Below are 24,364 nucleotides of genomic sequence, written 5' to 3'. Positions count from 1 at the left end.
CGATGAATGTCCGGTCCGATCAGGCCCAGCGGGAGAGGGGGGAGGGCATGGCGTAGGCGTAGCCCTGCTGGTAGTCGCAACCGAGCCGGTTGGCTATCTCAATATGTTGCAGTGTCTCGACTCCTTCACACACCACCTTCATGCCGAGCCGCTGCAGGTACTCCACCAGACCGGTCAGCATCTTGAAGGCATGGGGCGTGCGCGCCGCTTGCAGCAGCAGGGAGCGATCCAGCTTGATGATCTCGTAGGGCAGCGCCATCACCCGCTGGAAGTTGCACTCCTGGGTGCCGAAGTCATCGCAGGCGATGTGGGCGCCATGAGCGCGCAGCACCTCGATCAGCGCCCTGTGCTTGCTGTGCAGCGGGGCGTGTTCCAGCACCTCGAACCAGATCTCCATGCCCACCTTGTGCGCCTGGATCAGCACCAGCAGCAAGAGGTTCTGATAGGTCGGGCTGCACAGCGTCGGGTTGAGGTTGATGGAGAGCAGATAGGGGCCAGCCTTCGCCAGGGTCGGCAGATCGCGCATGATGGCCCTGAGCATGACGATGTCCAGATGCAGGGATTCATCCTGGCTGAGGGAGAGAAAGTCGATGCCCTGATAACTCTGCTGCGCCGGCTCCCAGCGCCGGGCCAGTACCTCATAGCCTTTGACCTGACGGTCGCGGCCTATGATCGGCTGGTAAAAGGGCACGGCCACCTCGGCCACCGCCACGGTTGCCATGTCACTCATCGGATACTCTTCTTTGAACGCAAACATGGCACTCACCTGATAGACGGATATGGCTGCGCATAATACAGGAGGGACAGGGGGATGCTATGTAGGAATCCTCTGATAATTCGGCTGAATTTGCCAAGTCAATATAGGACTATTCTGATTAACTTCCCCCCTGGTTCTACATAAACTGGCTCCAATGATATGCAGCCAGTTTGTCTGTTGTTAATCAATCATCGTAACAAGACAAACCTCTGCATGTAAAAACCAGTCTGGAATCGTCATGAAGAAAATATATTTTATCCTGTCGCTGATATTCAGCGGCAACGCGCTGGCATCGGCCGAAATCAGCATAGGCACGCTTTATGACTATATGTCTGGTCAGCAGGGAACCTATTTGAAGCGGATCCGAAATCAGGGCGATACCACCGCCTTCGTCAAGGTGGCCATTCACGAAATAACCTACGACGGCGCCGGCCAGCCCCGTGAGTCAGCGGAGCTGACCGAAGGCAACCGGGCCCTGATCGCCAGCCCGTCGCGCCTGATCATCCCGGCCAAAGGGGTACAGGCGACCCGCTTGCTCTATATGGGGGTGCGAGACAAGGAGCGCTATTTCAGGGTCCGCTTTATTCCAGTGCTGCCCAGGAAAGAGGATGGATTCGATATGGATGACCAGAGTATTGATGGTCAGCAACAAGTCTCTGCCGGCGTAAATATATTGACCGGATTCGGCGCCATTATTTTTGTCATGCCAAAAGAGACTCGCTTTGATACGAAATTGATAGAGACCGACACCATGACCACTGTCGTTAATAACGGCAATGCCACCATAGTGCTGGACTTTTTCGAGGAGTGTGATGGACGGGCAAAAAACTGTTCAACACCAGGAAAAATTCATCTGTTGCCGAATATGAAGAAGCAACTTGTGAAACAGAAAGATCACCTCTATCGCTTTGTGCTGATTGAGGGTGACCAGAGTAGAAACATGGTGATTGGACACTGATGTTTCTTGTTTATGACCGAGGAGAGAGTAATGAAAGTATGGATTGTTGCGCCCCTGGCGATGCTGGTATCGGCCCATCTGATGGCGGCAGAACGCATTGAACATCAGGTCACAGTGACCGCCCAGATCCCGAGCGAGGCCTTCTATGTGCAGCCGACCGGTGGTGACAACTGGATGAGCGCGCCGCAGAAGCTGGCCTACAACCCCTACACCAAGAAGCTGGACACGCTGAGCAAGCAGCTGGATGCCAAGAGCACCATAGGCGCCATCACCGGCTACCTGACCAACCCGGCCGTGATGGCCAGCGGCAACGACAACATTCCCCTGACCGTCAAGGTGGGTGGTGTCGCCCTGTCGACCACCTCCGTCGAGGTGATGAAGGCAGAGGATGCCAAGACCGGCAAGTTGCTGGGACTGGAAGTGATCCCCGCCGACGCCCCTGTGGCTGGCTATCAGCCCGGCAACTATCAGGGCGTGGTGAACATGATGTTTGAATCGGAAGCGCCCAAAAAGCCCTAAGCAAATGACGGCGATTAAGTTCGGCTCCCTGTATCGGGGGAGCCTTTTTTGTTTGCGCTGATGCCAAGAGTGAGATGACCCGTGCCCTATTTCTCTTTCCTGCTGGCGCTGGCCCTGCTGGTCCAGCCTGCCTGGGCGACTGAGGGTCGCGCCACCCAGCCCCTCGATGTATTGCAACAAGCCCAGGACTTGCCTGATGGCTTTGCCGATCACTTCTTCGACGTCCCGCTGGCGGTGCGCATCCTGGTGGATGGGCAACTGCTGGGGGAGGGCGAGATAGTGCTGGGCAAAGACACCAGCGTGCAACTGCTGACCCTGACCGACGGCCACGAGAGTGAGCTGGACGAGCGCACACGCCAGCGCTGGGTCGAGGTGCTGGCCGTGCCTCACCGTCTGGGCCCGTGCCAGGGCGAATGCGCCAATGGCGTGCTGGCCCTGGAGTACAGCCTGGAAAACTCCCAGCTCTCGGTGCTGACTACCCGGGTGGAGAGCGGATCACAGCAGGCCCGCTACCACCAGTTGCCTGCCGCGGGCAGCTATGGCGCCCTGATGCGTCATCAGCTGAACCTGACCCTGGGGGAGGAAGAGCAGCGCAGCGGCCGCTACAACCTGACGGCCCAGGGCAGCCTCGGCCAGTGGACCCCCTTGCTGGAAGGGGAGCTGAGCCAGTTTTCCGGCCAGCCTGCCCAGCACCATGTGCAGCAGCTCTATGCCGAGCATGAGGGGGAGGGGCGCTTCTACCGGCTGGGCTATTTCTCCCCCTATGCCCAGGGGCTGGTGCGCCAGCCTGCCCAGTTTGGCGGCGGTACGCCGACCGTGCTCGGAGTCATGCTGGGGGATTCGGACACCCTGCTGGTGGAGCAGGGCAAGGCCAGCACAGTCCCGCTCTATGTCACCCCGAGTCGGCCCGGCATGGTCGAGATCTACAAGGATGGGTTGCTCATCAACTCCCAGCAGGTGGGCTCGGGGCTGCAGGCCCTGGATACCCGGGTGCTGCCCACCGGCATCTACGAGGTGGAGCTGCGGGTGCTGGAAGATGGCCAGGTGACCGAGCGGCGGCGGGAGATGATCTACAAGCCGGGCAACTGGCAAAACCCGGAGGAGGCCTGGCGCTTCAACCTGTTTCTGGGCCAGCAGACCCGGCTGCTCAGCGACCGGGACGAGAAGCGCCCCGAGAGCACGAGTGGCGGCGTCATGCTCAACCACCTGCTCACCCCCTCGGTGATCCTGGGGGCGTCCAGCCAGTACATAGACCAGCGCTGGCAGCATGGTCTCTCGGCGGACTGGAGCCCGGGCAACCAGTGGCGGCTGTTTGGCAACCTGATGGCGACCCAGGGGGTGGGCAGCGGCTTCGATCTGCAGGCGCTCTATCACTATGGGGATGGCAGCCTGGTGCTCAGTCATCAGCAGCAGCGCTATCAGGGGCTGCGGGAGGGGGAGGCGCGTGACCTTGCCCAGAGCAACCTGTCGTTGCAGCAGCGGCTCGATGAGCACCACTCCGCCAACCTCTATCTGGCGCATCGGGAGGGGCAGGGGCTGGGGGCCGATCTGGGCTGGCGTTACAACGGCGAGCTGCTCGGCCAGGGGGTGAGCTGGAACCTGACGGTGTTCGACCGCCCGGGCAGCATCAGCACCGACAATGCGCGGGACAGGGGCAGCATGCTCTCCCTGAGCATGAATCTGGGGGGAGAGCGCAGCCAGCTTGCCATCGGCATTGGCAGCCGGACCTCCCGCTCCGGCGGGCAGGAGCGCAATGCCTCCCTCGGTTACCAGCAGTGGCTGGAGTGGGGCGCCTTGCAGAGTGTCGGGGCCAACCTGACCACAGACAGCTATGGGGTCGGGATGGCGGGCCATGCCCGCTTTCAGGGGGCGCTCGCCAGTGGCGACGCCCACCTGCTCTCTTCTTCCTACAACCGGGCCCTGAGCGGCGGGCTCAACCTCGACAGCACCCTGGCCTTTGGCGATGAGGGCAGCCTGACCCTGACCGGTCAATCCCAGGGGTATGAGGCGGGCATGATAGTGGATCTGGAGTCTGACCTTCCCGAGCTGGCCCTGCGCGCCTATGACGATCAGGGGGGGAATGTGATGCTGAGGCCCGGCCGCAACCTGGTGCCGGTCACTGCCTATCGCGGTGGTGCCGTGCAGCTGGACATGGCGGGTGCCGGAGCGCCGTCGGTGACCATTCGCCCCAACCTGCTGCCCTATCACCTCAACAAGGGGGGAGTGGCCTATCACAGGGTGCGGGTGATGAAGACGGTGACAGTGATAGGTCGCCTGCTGGATGGGCAGGGAACGCCGCTCAAGGGGGCCATGGTGGTCAACCACGCGGGGCGTACCGTCAGTGAGGCCGATGGCTTCTTTGCGGTGGAGATGAGCGAGCGAAACCCCAGCTTGCAGGTGGAATTCCATGGTGCGCAGCAGTGCGATCTGGCGCTGGATACGGCCCGTACCGAACGTCAGCAGGATCTGTTGTTGCTGGGGGATCTGGTGTGCAGCCCCGAGATCTGGGCCAGTCAATAGGCCCTCGAACAGGAGTCGAAGATGAGAGTAAAGATGATGCGGTGGTGGTGGCTGGCCCTGTTGTTCGGGGGGGCCGCCCAGGGCGCCACCCTGAATGTGACGGCGGAATATAACCCGGCGGCCTATGAGGCGGGGGGGGCCAAGTTTATCAACACCACCCCCTGCACCCAGTTTCCGGACTCGCCCGGCTTCTGGTGCAGCACCACTGCCACTGTGGAGACGCCCCAGGCCGTTCGGTTCGATGCCAATATCAAGCGAAAGGTGAAGGAGAGCGGCGACAGCCGGGAGGGGGTGCACTATCTCGGTTTCCCGGGCGCCCGTGACGTGAGCCTGGTCAAGCAGGGGGGAGGCGCATCCTACAATCTCAAATTTATCGTGACGGCGGTCGGTTCCGAGATGAATGTGGGCTCGGTGCCTGCAGACACCACTATCTCGGAAAAAGGGGATTGTGCTTACGCCAGTGCATGGAAGAACAACTCGTCTCTCTTCGTCTATCGCAACGTCAAAGAGTCCACCAGCGCATCCGGTGGCCGCTGCCATGGACAAAACGCGGGCTCGGTAGGCAAGGATCTCAATATCAGTTCGATTTACCTGGGGTATAAGTTGAAAGCCCCCAATCCACTGGCGATGGAAAATGGCACCTATACCGGCAAGCTGACATTATCCATGGGGCATAACCTGGACTTCGATTTCGGCGCCGGAACTTATACGGATACTCAGCTGACCGTTAATTTCACCATCAAGGTTCGCCATCAGATCAAGGTTGATTTTCCGGCTGGCGGGAATCGCGTCGTCTTGCAGCCCCCGGGAGGATGGTTTCACTGGATTTATCGTACCCCTGATTATCTGGATGCCGTGCTGCCGGCGCGCTTCTGGGTGGCAGTGCCTTATCGTGTCAGCCTGAGTTGCCAATATTTGAATGCGCGAGGGGATGGCTGTCAGATAAAGAATGACAAGAGTGACCATAAAGTACCAGTCAAGGTGTATGGCACCGGCATTCGAAATCAGGAATGGCCTGTCTATGCTGGAAAAACTGATATATATGCATACCATAAAGTATTGTCTGACATTAATAGACCATTCAGATTCGTCGTGGAAAAGAAATCCGTGCAAGAGATGATGAAATATCCAGGCAGTACCTATAGAGGTGATATCACCATCATCATCGATGTGACCATCAATTAACCCTTATTACAGTCCCATCTCTTTTGCATAGTGAAACAGGGCGCTATCGCTTTGCAGGCCGAGCCGCAGCATGGCGCTCTTTTTCTGGGTGCTGATGGTCTTGACGCTGCGATTGAGGTACTCCGCCACCTGAGTGACCGACATGCCGCTGGCAAGCAGGCGTACCACCTCGTTCTCCCTGGGGGTGAGCTGCACCGCGGGGGGCTGGTGAAGCAATCCGGCCTCGGCCAGCACGGTGTTGACCGAGTTGCCTATATAGTGCCGGCCTGTCTTTATCTGGCGAATGGCGTCCGTCAACTCATTGAGCACGGCCTTCTTGAGAATGATGCCGCGCACCCCCGACTGGGCAAGTGATTGCAAGATACCGGCGTTGTGTATCTGGGTCAGCACTATAATGGGCAGCTCGGGATATTCCCGTCGCAATTGCTGGATCATGGCCAGACCATCGCAGCGTTCATCCCCCGGCATGCTGAAATCGGTGATCAGCAGATCGCAGTTATGTTGCTGCAATGTTTTCAATAATTCAGAAACCTGATGGGCTTCGGCAACAATATCGCAACCGATGTGACTCTGGGTAATGAGGCTGCGGATCCCGGCCAGTATCAATGGATGATCATCGGCGAGAATGATTTTGAAAGACATGATTGAGCCTCATATAAATCAATGAATAATATTCAGGGTGTTAAACATGTGGATTATATAATACTTTATGTGCCGATTTTTTCCGAGCAATAAAATGAAACATGTTTTCCAGCTTGCTGACAGGGTGAAGTGTTACCCATCGATTTTATTCAGACTTGCCACCTTAGCACTGCTATTTAATTTCATCTTATATTGCCACTCTGCTATTGCCGCCAGAAAGCTCCCTTTGCAAGTGATAAAGGTGGGGGTGCTGAAGGGTGGCTGGGGGCCATTTCAGCAATGGGATGGAAATAATGGCAGCGGCTTCAGTGTGGAGCTGATGGCCTTATTGGCCAAGAATCTTGACTATCGCATCGAATGGAAAGTCTATTCGGACTGGCGTCATCTATATAAGGCGAGCTGTCGCGGTGATGTCGATATTTTGCTGGATGCCTTTCGCGCCGACGAGCGCAAGTGTATCTCCTACAGCCGCCCCTACTATTCATCCCCGACCGTGGTCGTGGTTCGCCACGACAGCCCTCTCTTTCGGGATGTCAGCGGCCTGAGCCAGGCCAGGATCGCCATCGAGATCGGGTTTCTGACGGACAAGCTGGTCCGGCTGCACTATCCGTCGGTTTCCCGCATCCTGTTTTCCGATTCGAGCTCGGCCCTGCGCGCCGTGCTGGAGGGGAAGGCCGATGCCTATATTGGCAATCTGCATGTCACCAACGAGTTCATCGGGCAGCACCCTGAGCTGGCCGTGGTGGCCCAGTCCCCCCTCCTGATGGAGAGCCTCCATCTGGGAGTCAGCAGGCATAAACCCAGTCTGGGGGTGCGGCTCGATACCGCCATCCAGGCCCTGACGGTGGAGGAGCGCACCGAGCTTGAACGGCGCTGGCTGGGGGGGAGCCGCCTGAGCTTTCAAGGCCATAGCGGCTTCTTGCTGCGACCGGATGAGCGGGAGTGGCTCGCTCAGTTGCCTCCGCTCAGAGTCGGCCTGCTCGAGGGTTGGGCGCCCTTCTCGTTTTTGGACAGCCAGGGGCGGGTAAGCGGGCTCATCGGCGACTACCTCGGCCTGTTCAAGGAAAAACTGGGTCTGGCCTATCGCCATCGAACGGACCCAAGCCGTTCGGCTCTGTTGCAGGCGCAGCTCCATCAGGAGGTGGACCTGATAGTGTTGCCCCTTCGCGTCAGCCAGCGGCTCACCGGCTGGCAGGTGAGCCGGCCTATCGCCTCCTTCCCCGTGGTCATCGCCACGGCGCGGGGCAACCACAGCATAGGGGGCTTTGCCGAGCTGGCGGGCAAGCAGCTGCTCGTGACCGATCGCATGCTGGTGGCCGAGCTGAAGGCACGTATCCCCCATGTCATCGTCACTGTGGTGTCCGGCCCTGAGGAGGGGCTGGCGATGGTGGCCGCCGGTCGTGGGGATGCCTATATGGGCAACCTGGCCGTGCTCTCCCGGGTGATTGATGAGCGCTTCGGCGACAACCTGCACATAGTCGCCCCCACCCCGTTTCGGGACGAGCTGGTGATGGCGGTGCGCGAGTCCTATGCCCCCCTGCTGCCTCTGATCAACCGGGTGCTGGCGAGCATGAGCGACAAGGAGAAACAGCAGATCCGCAATACCTGGCTGGCCTTGAACTACAGCGAAGGTATCCCGTGGCATAAGCTGCTGCGCACCCTGATCCCCATCGGGGCCGGCGTCCTGCTCGCCATCCTCATCCTCAGCATCGCCTACTGGCGTCTGCATCGGGAGATAAGGCGCCGCCGCGAGGTGGAGGCGGCACTCGCCCATGCCAAGGAGCTGGCAGAGCGGGCTGCCAGCAAGAAAGCCGAGTTTCTGGCGACCATGAGCCACGAGATCCGCACCCCCATGAACGGCATCCTCGGCATGGCGGAGCAGTTGAGTTTTACCCCGCTGGATCTCGAGCAGCGCCAGATGGTCGCCATCATCAACCAGGGGGCTGAGGGGCTGCTGCAGCTCATCGGCAATGTGCTGGATTACGCCAAGCTGGATGCAGGCAAGATGCAGCTAGCGCCCACCTCCTTCCTGCTGCGGGAGCTGGCCGACAATGTGCTCACCATGATCAGCAGCGAGGTGGAGCGCAAGGGGCTGCAGATCTATCTGCGGGTGAACGATGAGGTGGGGGCGCGCTTCAACGGGGATGTTCTCAGGCTCAAGCAAATCTTGTTCAATCTGGTGAGCAATGCGGTCAAGTTCACCGAGCGTGGTTTTATCGAACTGTCGATAAGCCAGGAGTGGCAGAGTGCCGGTGAACAGCGGTTGCTGTTCGGGGTGCAGGACACCGGCATCGGCATGAGCGCCGAGGTGCAGGCCCGTATCTTCAATGCGTTTGAACAGGCCGACGGCGCCACCACCCGCAACCATGGCGGCACCGGGCTTGGGCTCAGCATCAGCCACACCCTGGCGGAGTTGATGGGGGGTACGCTCAGGCTGGAGAGTGCCCCCGGGGTGGGGACCTTCATCGGCCTCTCCGTCACTCTGGGGCTCGAGCGGCAGGAGGAGTGTGATCCTCTCCTGGCCGGATTGCGGGCCTTCCTGGCCGTGGATGATGACAGGTTGCGTCATACCCTGCGCCAGCACCTGCTGTCACTGGGGGTGCAGATGTGGGAGGAACCGGGAGGGGCCGATCTCATCTTCGGCGAGGCGCGGGATCTGCCGGACAACGGCATCTGCATCGCCCCCCTTGGCAATGTGCTGGGCTATCAGCGGCGAGACGGAGTCTACTGGCTCAACAGCAATCCTCTGACCTGGCAGGCGGTGCGGGAGGTCTGTCATCGTCAGCTCGGCCTGGGCGAGGTGGCCCCCTTGCCTGCGGCTTCGCCCCTGACAGAGGCCTCCCTGCCGCTGCCCGCTCGGGTGCTGGTGGTGGAAGACAATCCCCTCAACCAGACCCTGATCCGGCGTCAGCTCAGGCAGCTGGATCTGGGGTGCGATCTGGCTGAGCATGGCGGGCAGGCACTCCTCATGCTGGAGCAGCAGCCATATGAGCTCATCCTGTGCGACTGCCAGATGCCGGTGATGGATGGCTACGACTTTACCCGAAGGGTGCGCGCCACCCGGGACCTGGCCTCCCTTCCCATCATCGCCATGACCGCCAATGTGATGCCGGAGCAGGGGCAGCGTTGTCTGGCTGCCGGGATGAACGATGTGCTGGGCAAGCCGGTGCTGCTGGAGGGGCTGCGCGGCATGCTGATGAAATGGCACCTGCTGCCGTCCCCCGGCCTGCTTGACCTGGCCGCGTTGCAGCGCCTGTTCGGGACGGGTGAGCCCTTAGCGCAGATGCTGGGCCAGTTTTGCGAGGAGCTGGTGCAATCCCTGGCACAGGTGCAGGAGAACGACAAGGCGCTGGCAGACTGGGTGCATCGCCAGGCGGGCACCATCTCCATGATGATGGCCGAGGATCTGGCGCAGCAGGCCTGGCATCTGGAGGAGAAGATCCGCCAGCAGGGGGCGAGGGAGTGCGAAGCCGAATTGAGGGAATTCAGGGCACTGCTTGGACGTATAGTCGAGGAGCTGAGGGGGCTTCTCCCTCGTGCCTGAGGCGGCCTCAGCGGGCCGCCATGGCCTGCTGGGTGTGCTGGCTCGGAACCGCGTGCATGGCCTGGGCCAGCCACTCCCAGTCGAGTTTGGGGGATCCTGCCTTGAAGCGCTGGTAGGCCTGGCCCTGCGCAACGGTCAGGAACAGGGTACTCGGCAGGCCGAGGCGGTTGAGATAGCGCACCATGACGTCACCCTGATAATGGCGCAGCCGTTGTTGCAGCTCGGGCAGCGTCAACCCTTGCTCCCGGCCCTTTTCATCCCAGATTTCAAACATGTGAGGGCGCTCCTTGCGATTCGAGGCATTCACTGTTTCGAAAAAGCGGGGGCAGGGCAATTGTCAGATCTGACAGTGTCAAATGACCACTGACCATAAATGCGAAAACCCGGCGCCAGGCCGGGTTTTCTGAAGGATGGTGGAGGGAGAAGGATTCGAACCTTCGAAGGCAGAGCCGTCAGAAGAACAGTCTGATCCCTTTGGCCGCTCGGGAACCCCTCCACAGGGGTACTACTTTTTACAGGCCTTTCACGCAATGCAGGAAGATGGTGGAGGGAGAAGGATTCGAACCTTCGAAGGCAGAGCCGTCAGATTTACAGTCTGATCCCTTTGGCCGCTCGGGAACCCCTCCACAGGGGTACTACTTTTTACAGGCCTTTCACGCAATGCAGGAAGATGGTGGAGGGAGAAGGATTCGAACCTTCGAAGGCAGAGCCGTCAGATTTACAGTCTGATCCCTTTGGCCGCTCGGGAACCCCTCCACAGGGGTACTACTTTTTACAGGCCTTTCACGGAATGCAGGAAGATGGTGGAGGGAGAAGGATTCGAACCTTCGAAGGCAGAGCCGTCAGATTTACAGTCTGATCCCTTTGGCCGCTCGGGAACCCCTCCACGGGGTATTTCCTGATTGTCACTACTTTTGCACTTGAATGGTGGAGGGAGAAGGATTCGAACCTTCGAAGGCAGAGCCGTCAGATTTACAGTCTGATCCCTTTGGCCGCTCGGGAACCCCTCCACGGGGTATTTCCTGATTGTCACTACTTTTGCACTTGAATGGTGGAGGGAGAAGGATTCGAACCTTCGAAGGCAGAGCCGTCAGATTTACAGTCTGATCCCTTTGGCCGCTCGGGAACCCCTCCCCAAGTGCGAGGCGCATACTATCAGATCCGGCAGCTTTGTGAACCCCTTCTGGTGATATCTGGCGACAAAAAAGTGCGAGTCGGTCATTTTTTGATATCTCTCGCTCATTTTTCATCCTTATCAACGACTTCTATGCCGATTCCCGGCATGAATACGACGAGAGACCCGTGCCGGCAGGCACTGATGGGGCGGGTGGGCCATGTGCGACTCCTCAGCATTTTCTACTGAAAATATGGCCTCATCTTGTAACTGTGATGGTTGACCGGTTCACGGATGGACATTGCTGCTGCACCATTTTACTCTCACCATGTTATTCAACTGTTAACATGGACTGTGGACTCTTCTATGCAGGCTCTCGATATCGCCGTGTTGCGCGGCCAGTTTCCCGCCCTCAATCAACTGGTTGATGGCAAGACCCCCATCTTCTTCGACGGCCCGGGCGGCGCTCAGGTGCCTCGCCCCGTGCTCACGGCCATGACCGACTATCTCGGCCATTTCAACGCCAACCTGGGAGGTCCCTTTTTCTCGGCCCGCGCCACGGAGCAGCAGGCACAGCGAGCAAGGCAGGCCGTGGCGACCCTGCTGGGGGCGGATCGGGCTGAAGAGATCGTCTTTGGTGCCAACTTCACCACTCTGACGTTTGCGGTCAGCCGTGCCCTGTCTCGGGAGTGGCAGGCGGGGGACGAGATCATCGTCAGCGCGCTGGATCACTACTCCAACGTGTCGAGCTGGCAGCAGGCGGCGGCCGATCGCGGCGTTGTGGTGCATCAGGTACGGGTGGATGTGGCGAGCGGCGGGCTCGACTATGCGCATCTGCTGACGCTGCTGGGCCCCAAGACCCGGCTGGTGGCGGTGACTGCGGCATCCAATACCACGGGCACCCTGGTCGATATCCCCCGCATCGCCGATGCCGTGCACGGGGTCGGGGCTCTGCTGTATGTGGATGCGGTCCACTTTGCACCCCACGAGCGCATCGACGTGCAGGCCTGGGATTGTGATTTCCTCGGCTGCTCCGCCTACAAGTTCTTCGGCCCGCACCTCGGCATCCTGTATGGCAAGCACCGTCATCTGGAGCGGTTCACGCCCTACAAAGTCGAACCGGCCAAGAATGTGGCGCCCTACAAGTGGGAGACCGGTACCCAGAACTGGGAAGCCCTGGCCGGGGTGGAGGCGACGGTCGAATATCTGGCTTCGCTGTCCGGGCTGGACGCCGCCGAACATGATCTGGAGGCGCGTCTCGATCTGGCATTTGCCCGCAGCCGGGCCCATGAGCAGCAGCTCGGCGCCCATCTGCTGGCCAGGCTGGCCGAACGGCCCTGGTTCACCCTGCACGGCATCAACGACAGCAAGGGGCGCACCCCGACCTTCGCCATCACCTCGAGCCGCCATACGCCGACCGAGATGGCCGAGTATCTCGGCCAGCATCAGGTATGCAGCTGGGCCGGCCACTTCTATGCGCTGGCGCTGGTGGAACAGTTGGGGGTAAGTGAGGGGGTGTTGCGGGTGGGCTGCATGCACTACAACACGCAGGCCGAGATCGATCGGCTGTTCGCGCTGCTCGACGACATGCCGTATTAAAACAGCACAGCCCGGGGATGCCGGGCCGTGTCGCCTCATATGGCTGCTGCCTGCTAGCGACCCACTATGGCGTGGTGAATATCCTGCAGCGGCAGTATGTGACGGGCGGCCCCGAGCTTGATGGCCTCCTTGGGCATGCCGAACACCACGCAGGAGGCCTCATCCTGGGCGAAGGTGTTGGCGCCTGCCTCCAGCATCTCTCTTAGCCCGCGCGCACCATCATCCCCCATCCCCGTCATTATGATGCCGGTGGCATTGCCACCGGCAAACTTGGCCACGGAGCGAAACAGCACGTCCACCGAGGGGCGATGACGGTTGATGAGGGGGCCGTCCATCACATCGACGTGATAGTAGGCGCCGCTGCGCTTGAGCAGCATGTGCTTGCCCCCCGGCGCTATGAGCGCCAGACCCGGAATGACCCTGTCATTGCTCTTCGCCTCCCTGACTTCGATCTGGCATATATTGTTGAGCCGCTCGGCGAAGGAGGCGGTGAACTGCTCCGGCATGTGTTGCACTATGACGATGCCGGGACAGACGCGAGGCAGGGTCGTCAGCACGGCTTCCAGCGCTTGGGTGCCGCCGGTGGAGGTGCCGATCGCCACGATCCGCTCCGTAGTCTGGGCCATGGCATGCTGGCTGGCCGCGGGCATGATGGCGTCGGCGTTGAGTTTGGCGGCGACTGTGGCCACAGGCGCCTTGCCCAGTCGTTTGACATTGGCCTGGGCGGCGGCGCGCACCGCCATGGCCAGCGCTTGCGCCGACTCCTGCAGAAAGCTTTTGAGGCCGACCGTGGGCTTGGTGATGATGTCCACTGCGCCGGCGGCCATGGCCTGCAGCGTGGTTTCCGCCCCCTTCTCGGTGAGGGAAGAGCAGATCACCACTGGGGTGGGGTGCTCGGCCATGATCTTGGTGAGAAAGGTGATGCCATCCATGCGTGGCATCTCCACATCCAGCACTATCACGTCGGGCCACTCTTTTTTCAGCTTCTCCAGTGCAAACAGCGGGTCAGACGCGGTGGCAATCACCTTGATATCAGGCTCCTGTTCCAGAATGGCCTGCAATACCTGCCTGACCACGGCGGAGTCATCCACCAGCATGACCTTGATCTGTTTCATAGCCCAGTTCCCTTAACGATGCGGCAGCCGGTGATGGCGTACCCAGACATTGCCGTTGGCCAGTTCAAAAATCAGGCTTCTGTGTCCTGCATGTCCGAGATGATGAGCCTTGATCGACAGCCCCAGGTGCTGCGTCAGTTGCCAGGCCGCCTTGATGTTTTTAATGGCCACATTCATGGTGTTGAGTGTCTGCTGTTCGATAAACATGTTGCCGCCGCCGAACAACTTGACCTCGTATTCGTGAATGGGGGCGGGGTACTTGCTTATTTCATTGATAAACAACTGGATTGCCTCATCCGCATAGCGGCCATCCAGCCCGTCATCGTTGTGGCCACGGCTGGGCAGCATGTAGTGGCACATGCCACCCCGTTTCTGCTCAGGGTGCCACATGGTAATGGCCACGCAGGAGCCCAGGTGGGTGCGGATGATGGTATCGTCCTGACCAAAAAAGAACTCTCCTGGTTGCAGCACTATCTCTTTCATCTTGAAACCCTCAGGGTTTCAGGTAGATGGAGGGCGACACCAGTTGCAAACCGTGGGGCAGACCGTTCAGGCTCTCCGCATGGCTGACGATGAGGTAGCCTCCCTTCTTCAAGCGTGGCACCAGGCGCTGCAGCACCTGCCCCTTGGTTTCCCGATTGAAATAGATCATCACATTGCGGATCAGAATGATGTCGAACATGCCGATGTCGGGCAGTTCCTGATTCAGGTTGATGTGATGAAATTGCACCTTGTCCCTGAGTTTGCGATCGATGATGAAGGTCCCCTCCTGAAAGCCGACGCCCTTCAGGCAGTACTTCATCAGGAAGGAGAGCGGAATATTATGGGCCCGCTCGATGGGGTATTGCCCCGACCTGGCCTGCTCCAGCACCCGGGTCGAGATATCCGAGGCAATAACCTCCCAATTGCCCTGGCTCAGCGTGTCGGCCAGCGTCATGGCCAGACTGTAAGGCTCTTCGCCGGACGAGCTGGCCGCGCTCCAGATGCGCACCGCCCGCTCTTTTGGCAGTCGTGCCAGCACCTTCTCGCTGAGAAATTCGAAGTGCTTTGGCTCCCGGAAAAAGTAGGTCTCGTTGGTGGTGAGCAGATCCAGCGCGATCTGCAGCTCTGGCCCCCGGTTGTTCATGATCAGGCTGAAATAGTCGCCATAGCTCTCCAGTTCGTAGTGACAGAGCCGTTTTGATAGCCGGCTGGCAACCAGCGCCTTCTTCGCCGGTGACAGATCTATGCCCGCCGTTTGGTGGATCCAGCGTTGAAACTGCGTAAATTCATCATCATGCAACTGGGTCTGATACACGGACGGACTCCCTGTGGTGATAGGGGCGTACCGGGTGAGCATGACTCACCCGGTACCTTGCTTAGAACCGGACAAAATCAGCGTCGTTGTGGGGGCGAGGGGATCCATTGAAGCCATCTTGTCCATTGCCGTCGGTGATGAAGCGCCCTCGGGTCGCGGTCCGGGGGGCAGTGGTCTTCTGACCCGTGCCGCCCTTGTGTTGCTCCAGGGTAAAGAACTCCATGGCCAGTTGCAGTTGCTCGGCCTGGCTGCTCATCTCCTCTGCCGTGGCCGCCAGCTCCTCGCTGCAGGAGGCATTCTGCTGGGTCACCTGGCTCAGCTGATTCATGGCGATGTTGATCTGGCTGACGCCGGTGGATTGCTCGGCGGAGGCGGCGCTGATCTCCTGCACCAGATCCGAGGTCTTGTTGATGGAGGGCACCATCTGATCGAGCAGGCGACCCGCTTTTTCCGCCATGTCGACGCTGCTGGAGGCCAGCTCGCCTATCTCCTGGGCCGCTACCTGGCTGCGCTCCGCCAGTTTGCGAACCTCGGCGGCGACCACTGCAAAGCCCTTGCCGTGATCCCCCGCACGGGCGGCTTCGATGGCGGCGTTGAGGGCCAGCAGATTGGTCTGGTAGGCGATGTCATCTATGATGCCGATCCGTTTGGCAATCTGCTTCATGGCATCGACCGTGAGCTTGACTGCCTCACCCCCTTCCACCGCCTCCTTGGCGGCCTTGCTGGCCATGCCGTCCGTGACCTGGGCGTTGTCTGTGTTCTGGTTGATGCTGGCACTCATCTGTTCGATGGAGGCGCTGGTCTCTTCCATGCTGGATGCCTGCTCACTGCTCGACTGGCTGATGGATTGGGCTGTGGCGCTGACTTGTTCCGAGGCGCTGGAGAGGTTGTCGGACGCGCTCCTTACCTCGGTCACTATGTTGGTCAGCGAGATGATGGTTTGATTGAGGGAGTCCTTGGTGGTGCCAAATACCCCGGGGTAGTCGGCCACGATCGTTTGGGTCAGGTCTCCCCGAGCCAGGCATTGCACCACCCGGATCACGTCGTTGAGACTGGTGTCTATCACCTCTGCGATGCGGTTGATGCCTTCTCCCAGAGTCTGGAAGAAGCCACTCTTGCCCACCAGATCCATGCGTCTGTGCAGCTCCCCGTTGATCACCGCCTGCACTATTTCCGACATCTCCCGTTCGATCGCGACCTCCTTGGTGCGATCAGACCACTCGACCACAGAGCCCAGCCGCTCGCCATCGTCGCTGAACACAGGGTTGGCAATGAGCGAGAAGGTGCGTCCACCGAGCAGGATCTGGGTCTTGTAGGTGTTGTTCAGCTTGGCCAACATGCTGCGCTGATGGCCGGGATTCTTGTGGAAGCTGTCGATGTTGGCCCCCATCAGGGTGGACGAATTGAAGCTGAAGAGTTCCTTCCTGATGTCGGACTCGGCCAGGCTCAGCATCTCTTTGACCGACTCGTTCATGTAGATGATGTTCAAATCTGTGTCGGCAATCATCACGTTGGTAGTGGCACCATCCAGTGCCCTTTTGACTCGCAGGCTCTCGGCGGCGGCGAGCTTGGCCGCGGCGTTGGCCGCTTTCACCTCATTCTCGATGGCGATCTCCTTGGTGCGATCGGCCCACTCCACCACTGAACCGAGCCGCTCCCCGCTGTCGTTGAAGACAGGGTTGGCGATCAGGGAGAAGATGCGGCCACCGACCGAGATCTGCGCGCGGTAGGTCTTGTCCAGCTTGGCCAGCATGCTGCGCTGGTGGGACGGATCCTTGTGAAAGGTATCTATGTTCTTGCCCATCAGATGTCTGGTGTCGAAGTTGGGCAGATCCTTGCGGATGTCGGATTCCGCCTGCCCCAGCATGGCGAGCACGGCTTCATTCATGTAGACGATGTCGAGGTTGGTATCGGCGATCATCACATTGGTCGAGGCGCCATCCAGAGCCTTGCGCACCCGCAGGTTCTCGTCATACAGGGCCTGGTTTGCGCTGATGGCCGCCAGCCCGCTGCTGAGCCGCTGGCCCAGCAGCGTGATGACCTGGTTGAACTCCTGACAGAGTTCCCGCAGCGGGCCGTCCAGTGTGGCCAGTTCCAGCAGGGTCGGCTGTTCACCCTGCGCGATCCCCTGCGAAATGGTGCGAGTGGCGCCGATCAACTGGGTCAGTTGTGCTTGTTGCAAGGTATGAGCGCTACCGTTGCCGAAGAGATTGCCAAAGAATGATTGAGTCATGGGCCTTATCCTTGTGCGACATGTCATTGCTGTGTGGTGTGAGCGACACTCTCGTTGTTGTTGACGCCGGGGTTATGGCGTTGGCTGTTTCTGTTCAAGCAGCCGTTCCTGCTGCTGGGTCAGTTCACTGAGCTGTGTCATCTCGTCGATGGAGAGCACCTTCTCGGTATTGATGAGGATGACGAATTTGCCGTTCACCTTGCCCATGCCGCTGATGAAGTCGGCCCGGATACGGGCGCCAAAACTGGGTGGCGGCTCTATCTCGTTGCAGGGAATGGTCAGCACTTCCGAGACCGAATCCACCACGACCCCTATGTCCTGATTGCCGTGCTCGGGATCATCCGGGTGCATTCCTTCGATGATGACGATGCAACTGCGACGGGTGATGCTGGAGGGGGCATTGCCAAAGCGGGCGTTGAGATCCACCACCGAGACCACGGCACCCCTGAGGTTGATCACGCCGCGGATGAAGCTCGGCATCATGGGGATGGGGGTGATGTTGCCGTATTCGATGATCTCTTTGACCCCGAGAATGTTGATGGCAAACATCTCACCCTTGATCAGGAAGGTCAGGTACTGGGCATCGCCCTGATTGTCATGAGCCAGCGTGACTGGCTGTGGGACCACTTCGGTTGACATGCTCATGAGTCTCTCCGGTTAAAAGCGGACAAAATCGGCTTCGTCAACCTGGGGTTGCGGTGCCGTGTTGCCGTGCAGCGGGTGTTGGGCAGGCATGACAAACTTGCCTCTGGGGGGGGCGCCCCTGTGCGTGCCCTCGCTGAATTTTGAGGGCCTGACCAGGTTCTCCAGCGAGAAGAAGTCCATGGTCTGCTGCAGTTCGTTGGCCTGGGAGCTCATCTCCTCGGCGGTGGCTGCCAGCTCCTCGCTGCTGGCCGCGTTCTGCTGGGTCACCTGATTGAGCTGGTTCATGGCCATGCTGATCTGGTTCGCTGCACTGGCCTGCTCGCCGGACGCCGCGTTGATCTCCTGGACCAGATCGGATGTCTTGCGAATGGAAGGCACTATCTTGTCGAGCAGGCTGCCCGCTTTCTCTGCGGTATCGACGCTGCTGGAGGAGAGTTCCCCTATCTCCTGGGCCGCAATCTGGCTGCGTTCGGCCAGTTTGCGCACCTCTGCGGCCACCACCGCAAAGCCCTTGCCGTGTTCACCGGCGCGGGCCGCCTCTATGGCGGCATTGAGCGCCAGCAGATTGGTCTGGTAGGCAATGTCATCGATGATGCTGACCTTGCGGGCGATCTGCTGCATCGCGGCCACCGTCTGCTGTACCGAGCGGCCCCCTTCGGTCGCTTCGAGGACGGCGCTGCTCGCCATGTTGTCGGTCACCTTGGCGTTGTCCGTGTTCTGGTTGATGCTGGCACTCATCTGCTCGATGGAGGCGCTGGTCTCTTCCACGCTTGCGGCCTGTTCACTGGTGGCCTGACTCAGGGACTGGGCCGTGGTGCTGACCTGGCTGGAGGCATTGGTGAGGTTGTCGGCGGCGTTGCGTACCTCTTCAATGATGGCCGTCAGGGCGTCTATGGTGCTGTTGAGACCATCCTTGGTCTGACCAAAAATCCCCGGGTAGGGTTGGTCTATCTTCTGGGTGAGATCCCCCCGTGACAGGGCGGTGGCGATGCGCATGACATCCTTGAGGCTGGTATCTGTGACGTTGGACAAGCGGTTCAGCAGTTCTGACAGGCGCTTGATATAACCCTGCCGATCGTCCAGCGCTATCTTGTAGCTGAAATCCCCTTGCTCGACGGCTGCCGTGACCAGGGTTTCGATGTCGTTGATGAGGGCCGTCAGCTTGTTGACCATGTTCTGCATGGCCATCAAGAGTTGGCCCGCTTCATCGTTGGCCCCTATGGTGATGGTGACGTCGAGGTTGCCCTCCGCCAGATGGTTGGCCACCTGCAGCGCCTGATTGATGGGGGCTATGATGCTGCGGATGAGCACTATGCCAAACCAGGCCGCGGCCACTATGCCCGCCGTGACCACCACCATCATGGTGAGCAGCATGGCGTCGTACCAGGATTGGGCCTGTTCATATTCGGCTTTGGCCACATCGAGTTGCAGACTGACCAGCTCGGTTATCTTGTTGCCGATGGGATCGATGGAACCGTAAAGCTTGCCGTCAAAATCATTGAGGCTGCCGGCGATGACGCCACGCTGGGCCGCGAGAAACTGCTCCAATCTGGTGATGTCGCGATCCGCCGCGCTGAACAGGGTGCCCGCCTCGGCCGACAGTTTCTGCTCGGCTGCGGTCAGCTTGGTGGACTGATAACGCTGCCACTCCTGCTTGATCTGCTGCTGGGCCCGCTGGATCTGTTGCAACGCCTCTTCGGCGCTGATGAGGCCTGCATTGGCCTTGTTGACATTGTCGATGACGGCGACGGCGTAGTTGTCTGAGATGGTTTTCAGCTGTTTGAGCGGCACCACGCGGTCGTTATAAACCCGTTGCAGGCCCTGGTTGCTGCTCTGCATGTTGTAAAGTCCCAGCCCGCCGACGCCCAGCAGCAGCACGCATAGCAGGCAGAGCAGTATGGTGAGTCGCATTTTAATGGTGGAGTTTCTGAACATGACGGGCTCCTGGCGTTAATTGACTCTGGGTTGAGTTTGCTGGCGAGGAAGGGCGTACTGGCTCAGCTGGCTCAGTTCCTGATCGATGGCATGTTGAATGAGGGAGGGAATATCCAGGATGAGGGCAACCTCGCCGCCGCCCAGAATGGTGGAGCCACTGATCCCTTGCAGGCGTTGAAACAGCTTGCCGAGCGGCTTGATGACGGTCTGAAATTCCCCCAGCAATTCATCGACCACCAGCCCGGATTTCTTGCCGCCGTGACTGACGACCACTATGTTTTCCCTGCGTCCTCTCGCCCTTTCGACATCGAAGTAGTGCTGGAGCCGGACGAACGGCAGCACCTCGCCGCGCAGGTTGAGGTAGTTGCGCCCCTGGGTATCGGCCAGCGCACTCTGGGTCAGCTCCACGCACTCGATCACCATGTCGAGGGGGATGACGTAATGGGTGGTGCTGACCCGGACCAGAAAACCGTCGATGATGGCCAGGGTCAATGGCAACCTGATCTGCACCCGGGTGCCTTGTCCGGGCTTGCTGTCCAGCTCGACGCTGCCGCGCAGGGCCTGGATATTGCGTTTGACCACGTCCATGCCGACTCCTCGACCCGAGAGATTGGTGATGGTCTCTGCGGTGGAGAAACCGGGCTCGAAGATGAGCTGGTAGATCTCCTGATCCGTCAATACCGCATTGGCGGCGACCAGGCCCCGCTCTTGCGCCTTTTGCAGAATTTTTGCCTGGTTGAGGCCGGCGCCATCGTCCTTGATCTCGATGACGATACTGCCGGAGTCATGATAGGCATTGAGGGTCAAGGTACCCCTCGCCGGTTTGCCGGCGGCGAGGCGCTGCCCCGCCGATTCGATGCCGTGATCCATGGAATTGCGAACCAGATGCATCAGGGGATCGCCTATTTTTTCCACCACGGATTTGTCGAGTTCGGTGTCACCGCCTGTGATGACCAGTGCAATGTCCTTGTTCAGCTCGTGGCTGACGTCGCGCACGACGCGCTGGAAGCGGTTGAAGGTGTCCCCGATGGGCACCATGCGCAGGCGCAGGGCGCCATCCCGGATCTCCTCGACCAGCATGGCGATGGTGGAGTTTGCCTCCTGCAGCTGGCTGTCCCGTGAGCGCTGGGCCAGCAGGCTGGCGCCCGAGCTGGCGACCACCAGCTCGCCGACCAGATTGATCAGATCATCCAGCTTGTCGGCATGCACCCGGACGTAGCGCCCATCCTTGGTTTTATTCTCCTTGTTCTGGTGTTGTTTCTTGAGCGCCGCATCCACGACCACCTCGTTGACTGCGCCCTGAGCAATCAGGATCTCCCCCAGCTTGCTGCTGTCAGTCTGCGGGTTGTCATGCTGGGTTTGCAGGCCTAGCACCAGCTCGCTGGCGGTCAGAGCCCCGGTTTTGACCAGCAGTTGCCCCAGCATGTCGTTGTCTTCTGGTAGGTCATGGATGAGCGCTATGTACTCGACCAGCTTGCTGTGAGGGGGCAGTATGGTGATGCGGCAGTCATCGCGAACGAATTCGAATACATCGCTCAGGGCTCCCTTGTCGGCCTGGGTGTCGACATCGAGCTCATAACCTAGGTAGCAGCTCTCGGGATCGAAATGTTCCCAGTCGGGCAGGGCGTCGTGAAGGGTTTCGATGGCGCAGAGGGTGCCCATGGTGCCGAGGTAGCGCAGAAACGAGGCGGGATCCATGCCATTGCGCAGCACATCCGGGCCAAAGCGCAGGGATATGTGCCACAGCGAGGTGGCGCTGACATGACCCTCTTCCTTGCTGACCGGCTCTGGGCCTGCTGATGGGGTACATTCCGGCAACCCGGTCTGGCGTGCCGTCTGATGGCGCGCCAGATTGAGCCGCAACAGGGAGTCCAGTGCCTGTTCGTCATCTCCCAGTGATGCGCCCTGCTCTGCGACCAGACGGACCAACCGCTCGATGTGATCCCGGCTCTCCAGCAGATCCTTGATAAGCGTCGTGGTGATCGCCAGTTGTTGATTGCGCACCTGATCGAGCAAGTCTTCGACTATGTGGGTGAAGCTGACGATGGGCTGCAAGCCAAACAGGCCGGCGGAGCCCTTGATGGTATGTGCCGCCCGGAAGATGGCGCCTATCAGCTCGCTGTTGTCCGGGTCGTTTTCCAGCGTCAGCAAGGCGGATTCCATCTCTTCCAGCAGTTCGCGTGCCTCGGCTATGTAGGTTTGCAGGGCCTGATCAAGATTGATGCTCACGAATGACTCCTTGTCACTGGGACTGCCTAGGCGTGATCAGCGTGGGGCATGAGGGTGGGATCGCCAAAGAAGGCTGTCAGCTGGCACAGCTCCAGCGCGTCCAGCACCGCATGGCTGTGCATGATCAGGTGCAGCGGATAGCCGCTCTGTTGCGCCGTTTTCTTGGCTGCCAGCAACAGCTGCAAGCCGGCGCTATCCATCTCGGACACCTGGGACAGATCCAGCTCAAGTGCCTGCTGGCGGTAGAGCAGGGGGGTGAGTGCCAGCTTGAGTTCGGCGGCTGTGTAGATGGTCATCTCCCCCGATACCTTGACCAGCGTCTTGTGTTCACCCGTCTCTATGTGCAGCGGCATGGGTGGCTCCTGACTCAGGGCATGATGAGCTTGGCGACGGCCGCCAGCATCTGATCGGGCTGAAATGGCTTGACCACCCAGGCTTTGGCCCCTGCCGCCTGTCCCTCCTGTTTCTTGCTGTCCTGGGATTCCGTGGTCAGCATGATGACGGGGGTGAACTTGTAGCTGGCCAGTTTCTTGGCCTCCTTGACGAAGCTGATGCCATCCATGTTCGGCATGTTGACGTCGCTGATGATGAGGTTGATCTTCTTGCCGTCGAGTTTCCTGAGGGCATCCTTGCCATCGCAGGCTTCCATCACCTCGTAACCGGCTCCCTTGAGCGTCATGCCGACGACTTGGCGAATGGTTGCCGAGTCATCCACGATCAGGACTGTTTTGGCCATATCTGTCTCCTAGAAAAAAGTAACGTCTGCACTGCTGGAGGAATTCATCATGGGTTGCTGGCGGCGGCCATGATGAATGTTGCGTTGTTCATCAGTGGCATAGGAGAGTTCCATGTCTGCCAGCCAGCTCTCCGCATCTATCTGGATTGGGCCGGACTGGTGTGTTCTGTTGCGTGATGAAATCAGGTGGTCATTGAGGCTGTCCATGTTCTGGCGTACATGGTTGAGGATTTGACTGACCCTATCCTGGAACTGTAACGAAACGATGACATCGGAGATCTCGCGGTGGATCCCCGAGCTTTCGCTCTGCAGCAGGGCGGCCGACTCCGCCAGGCTGGTGGTGGCCATGCGAAAGCGCTCCAGCACCTGCTCGATGGCGTGCTCCGAGTCACTGACGGCGGCTTGATCCCGTGCGGCTGCACTTTCTGCTATCTGGAAGGCGCGGCCAATGCCGGTGTTGATGGTGTCGACCTTGTCCGTCATTTTCTGGGCCGTTTCGCTGGAGAGGCGCGACAGGGTGCGCACCTCATCGGCCACCACGGCGAAGCCGCGACCTGCCTCGCCAGCCCGAGCCGCTTCTATGGCGGCATTGAGCGCCAGCAAGTTGGTCTGGGAGGCAATCTTGGCCACGTCAAGCGCCATGGTATTGAGCTCTATGGTGTAGGCGGTAAGCGTCTTGATCTCCGCCAGCATGGCATCGCGATTGGCTTGCGCAGAGTGCATGATGGCGAGCACCTGGTTGAGCTGGGCCTGGCTCTCGGCCAGTACGGCGGCCATGCCCGCGGATTTTGTCCCTCCCAGATCGCCGGCGGCATCGTGAGAGGCGGCTACCGCCTCTTCCAGCTTGGTGGTGAGCCCGGCGAAGCGCTGGGTCAGATCGATCATGGCTCCTTCGGTCTGCTGACGGGAGTTCTCAATCTGCTGTGACCAGATGGGGACGGCTTTCTCGCACACTTGCTCGAGCCCTATGATGGAGTGGCTGAGCTGGGCGGCAGACCAAGTATGGGCCGCCTCCTCGTCGTGATGGCTCGCCGCCGGCTTGCCGTGATAGTGATGGGAGCACCAGAGGGCTGCGCCCAGTGCCAGCACGCCGTTGGCCAGCAGATAAGGCAGCGGGCTGCCTGCGAGTGTCAGCAGCAGGGTGCTGAGCAGGCCTGTGCCCAGGCAGCATGCCCAACTCACGGGGTCCCAGAATGCAATGGTCTCTGCCGTCTTGTGATCTGTCATACGCAAACTCATCCCTGCACGTGAGTCGGGGCGGGAACAAGCTGCTATCCCACTGGTGACAGAGAGGATGATCCACGCCCGAACCCGTTAGTTACAAATGGCTCAGTAA

Annotated in this window: 19 protein-coding genes and 6 tRNA genes; 6 read left to right on the top strand and 19 right to left on the bottom strand. The window is 59.8% G+C overall.

All coding sequences use genetic code 11. The features are described from left to right. Positions 1-19: 19 nt before the first annotated feature. Positions 20-757 carry an EAL domain-containing protein gene (locus ACM3N8_RS06950; RefSeq protein WP_043554692.1) on the bottom strand — a complete coding sequence of 246 codons (738 nt, stop codon included), beginning with the start codon at positions 755-757 and terminating at the stop codon, positions 20-22. Positions 758-995: 238 nt separating this feature from the next. Here ACM3N8_RS06950 and ACM3N8_RS06945 point away from each other — a divergent pair, with 238 nt between their 5' ends. The 4 genes from ACM3N8_RS06945 (at position 996) to ACM3N8_RS06930 (ending at position 5,939) form a co-directional block, all read left to right on the top strand. After that, positions 996-1,715 carry a hypothetical protein gene (locus ACM3N8_RS06945; protein ID WP_290019517.1) on the top strand — a complete coding sequence of 240 codons (720 nt, stop codon included), beginning with the start codon at positions 996-998 and terminating at the stop codon, positions 1,713-1,715. A 30-nt stretch (positions 1,716-1,745) separates the two neighbouring features. After that, positions 1,746-2,234, top strand: coding sequence for a CS1 type fimbrial major subunit (locus ACM3N8_RS06940; protein WP_025328050.1), 489 nt, complete (start codon positions 1,746-1,748; stop codon positions 2,232-2,234). An 81-nt stretch (positions 2,235-2,315) separates the two neighbouring features. Further along, entirely contained in the window at positions 2,316-4,754 is a 2,439-nt protein-coding gene (locus ACM3N8_RS06935) for a fimbrial biogenesis outer membrane usher protein (RefSeq protein ID WP_290019516.1), read from the top strand. A gap of 21 nt (positions 4,755-4,775) precedes the next feature. Beyond that, the gene (locus ACM3N8_RS06930) at positions 4,776-5,939 is read left to right on the top strand and encodes a hypothetical protein (RefSeq protein ID WP_290019515.1); all 1,164 of its coding nucleotides are present in this window, start codon (positions 4,776-4,778) and stop codon (positions 5,937-5,939) included. 6 nt (positions 5,940-5,945) lie between these two features. Here ACM3N8_RS06930 and ACM3N8_RS06925 read toward each other — a convergent pair whose 3' ends face one another. Further along, positions 5,946-6,581 carry a response regulator gene (locus ACM3N8_RS06925; RefSeq protein WP_290019514.1) on the bottom strand — a complete coding sequence of 212 codons (636 nt, stop codon included), beginning with the start codon at positions 6,579-6,581 and terminating at the stop codon, positions 5,946-5,948. Between the two features lie 94 nt (positions 6,582-6,675). On the opposite strand from ACM3N8_RS06925, the gene ACM3N8_RS06920 reads away from it, so the two are divergent. Next, on the top strand, positions 6,676-10,125 hold the full coding sequence (locus ACM3N8_RS06920) for a transporter substrate-binding domain-containing protein (RefSeq protein ID WP_416015764.1): 3,450 nt from the start codon (positions 6,676-6,678) through the stop codon (positions 10,123-10,125). A gap of 7 nt (positions 10,126-10,132) precedes the next feature. Here ACM3N8_RS06920 and ACM3N8_RS06915 read toward each other — a convergent pair whose 3' ends face one another. The 7 genes from ACM3N8_RS06915 to ACM3N8_RS06885 form a co-directional block, all read right to left on the bottom strand. Next, a complete protein-coding gene (locus tag ACM3N8_RS06915; RefSeq protein ID WP_262111469.1) occupies positions 10,133-10,399 on the bottom strand; it encodes a hypothetical protein in 267 nt (88 codons plus the stop codon). Positions 10,400-10,536: 137 nt separating this feature from the next. Then, positions 10,537-10,621, bottom strand: a tRNA-Asn gene (locus ACM3N8_RS06910). Between the two features lie 45 nt (positions 10,622-10,666). Beyond that, positions 10,667-10,751, bottom strand: a tRNA-Tyr gene (locus tag ACM3N8_RS06905). Positions 10,752-10,796: 45 nt separating this feature from the next. Beyond that, positions 10,797-10,881 (bottom strand) — tRNA-Tyr (locus tag ACM3N8_RS06900). 45 nt (positions 10,882-10,926) lie between these two features. Next, positions 10,927-11,011 (bottom strand) — tRNA-Tyr (locus tag ACM3N8_RS06895). A gap of 39 nt (positions 11,012-11,050) precedes the next feature. Continuing rightward, positions 11,051-11,135 (bottom strand) — tRNA-Tyr (locus ACM3N8_RS06890). 39 nt (positions 11,136-11,174) lie between these two features. Then, positions 11,175-11,259 (bottom strand) — tRNA-Tyr (locus tag ACM3N8_RS06885). Positions 11,260-11,605: 346 nt separating this feature from the next. On the opposite strand from ACM3N8_RS06885, the gene ACM3N8_RS06880 reads away from it, so the two are divergent. Further along, complete coding sequence (locus tag ACM3N8_RS06880; RefSeq protein WP_416015762.1) at positions 11,606-12,838, top strand: cysteine desulfurase-like protein; 1,233 nt, start codon at positions 11,606-11,608, stop codon at positions 12,836-12,838. A gap of 53 nt (positions 12,839-12,891) precedes the next feature. Here ACM3N8_RS06880 and ACM3N8_RS06875 read toward each other — a convergent pair whose 3' ends face one another. The 10 genes from ACM3N8_RS06875 to ACM3N8_RS06830 all read right to left on the bottom strand — a co-directional run bounded on the left by ACM3N8_RS06875 (position 12,892) and on the right by ACM3N8_RS06830 (position 24,255). Continuing rightward, a complete protein-coding gene (locus ACM3N8_RS06875) occupies positions 12,892-13,953 on the bottom strand; it encodes a protein-glutamate methylesterase/protein-glutamine glutaminase (protein ID WP_416015760.1) in 1,062 nt (353 codons plus the stop codon). A gap of 12 nt (positions 13,954-13,965) precedes the next feature. Next, entirely contained in the window at positions 13,966-14,436 is a 471-nt protein-coding gene (gene cheD, locus ACM3N8_RS06870) for a chemoreceptor glutamine deamidase CheD (RefSeq protein WP_043135062.1), read from the bottom strand. Positions 14,437-14,446: 10 nt separating this feature from the next. Further along, a complete protein-coding gene (locus tag ACM3N8_RS06865; RefSeq protein ID WP_098984921.1) occupies positions 14,447-15,250 on the bottom strand; it encodes a CheR family methyltransferase in 804 nt (267 codons plus the stop codon). Positions 15,251-15,311: 61 nt separating this feature from the next. Further along, on the bottom strand, positions 15,312-17,483 hold the full coding sequence (locus ACM3N8_RS06860; RefSeq protein ID WP_274452491.1) for a methyl-accepting chemotaxis protein: 2,172 nt from the start codon (positions 17,481-17,483) through the stop codon (positions 15,312-15,314). Between the two features lie 72 nt (positions 17,484-17,555). Further along, positions 17,556-18,128 carry a chemotaxis protein CheW gene (locus ACM3N8_RS06855; RefSeq protein WP_042034988.1) on the bottom strand — a complete coding sequence of 191 codons (573 nt, stop codon included), beginning with the start codon at positions 18,126-18,128 and terminating at the stop codon, positions 17,556-17,558. 12 nt (positions 18,129-18,140) lie between these two features. Continuing rightward, positions 18,141-20,063 carry a methyl-accepting chemotaxis protein gene (locus ACM3N8_RS06850; protein WP_274452490.1) on the bottom strand — a complete coding sequence of 641 codons (1,923 nt, stop codon included), beginning with the start codon at positions 20,061-20,063 and terminating at the stop codon, positions 18,141-18,143. Positions 20,064-20,078: 15 nt separating this feature from the next. After that, the gene (locus tag ACM3N8_RS06845; protein ID WP_290019512.1) at positions 20,079-22,292 is read right to left on the bottom strand and encodes a chemotaxis protein CheA; all 2,214 of its coding nucleotides are present in this window, start codon (positions 22,290-22,292) and stop codon (positions 20,079-20,081) included. A 26-nt stretch (positions 22,293-22,318) separates the two neighbouring features. Continuing rightward, positions 22,319-22,645, bottom strand: a complete 327-nt coding sequence (locus ACM3N8_RS06840; protein WP_098984917.1) for an STAS domain-containing protein — start codon at positions 22,643-22,645, stop codon at positions 22,319-22,321. Between the two features lie 14 nt (positions 22,646-22,659). Continuing rightward, the gene (locus tag ACM3N8_RS06835) at positions 22,660-23,028 is read right to left on the bottom strand and encodes a response regulator (RefSeq protein WP_042867032.1); all 369 of its coding nucleotides are present in this window, start codon (positions 23,026-23,028) and stop codon (positions 22,660-22,662) included. A gap of 9 nt (positions 23,029-23,037) precedes the next feature. After that, positions 23,038-24,255, bottom strand: a complete 1,218-nt coding sequence (locus ACM3N8_RS06830; protein WP_043135055.1) for a methyl-accepting chemotaxis protein — start codon at positions 24,253-24,255, stop codon at positions 23,038-23,040. Positions 24,256-24,364 lie beyond the last annotated feature (109 nt).

Source organism: Aeromonas sp. A04 (assembly GCF_047780465.1).
In the GTDB taxonomy this organism is placed as follows: Bacteria; Pseudomonadota; Gammaproteobacteria; order Enterobacterales; family Aeromonadaceae; genus Aeromonas; species Aeromonas bestiarum.
Note: the sequence above shows the minus strand (reverse complement) of the source record. Positions and strands in the feature narration are given on the sequence as shown.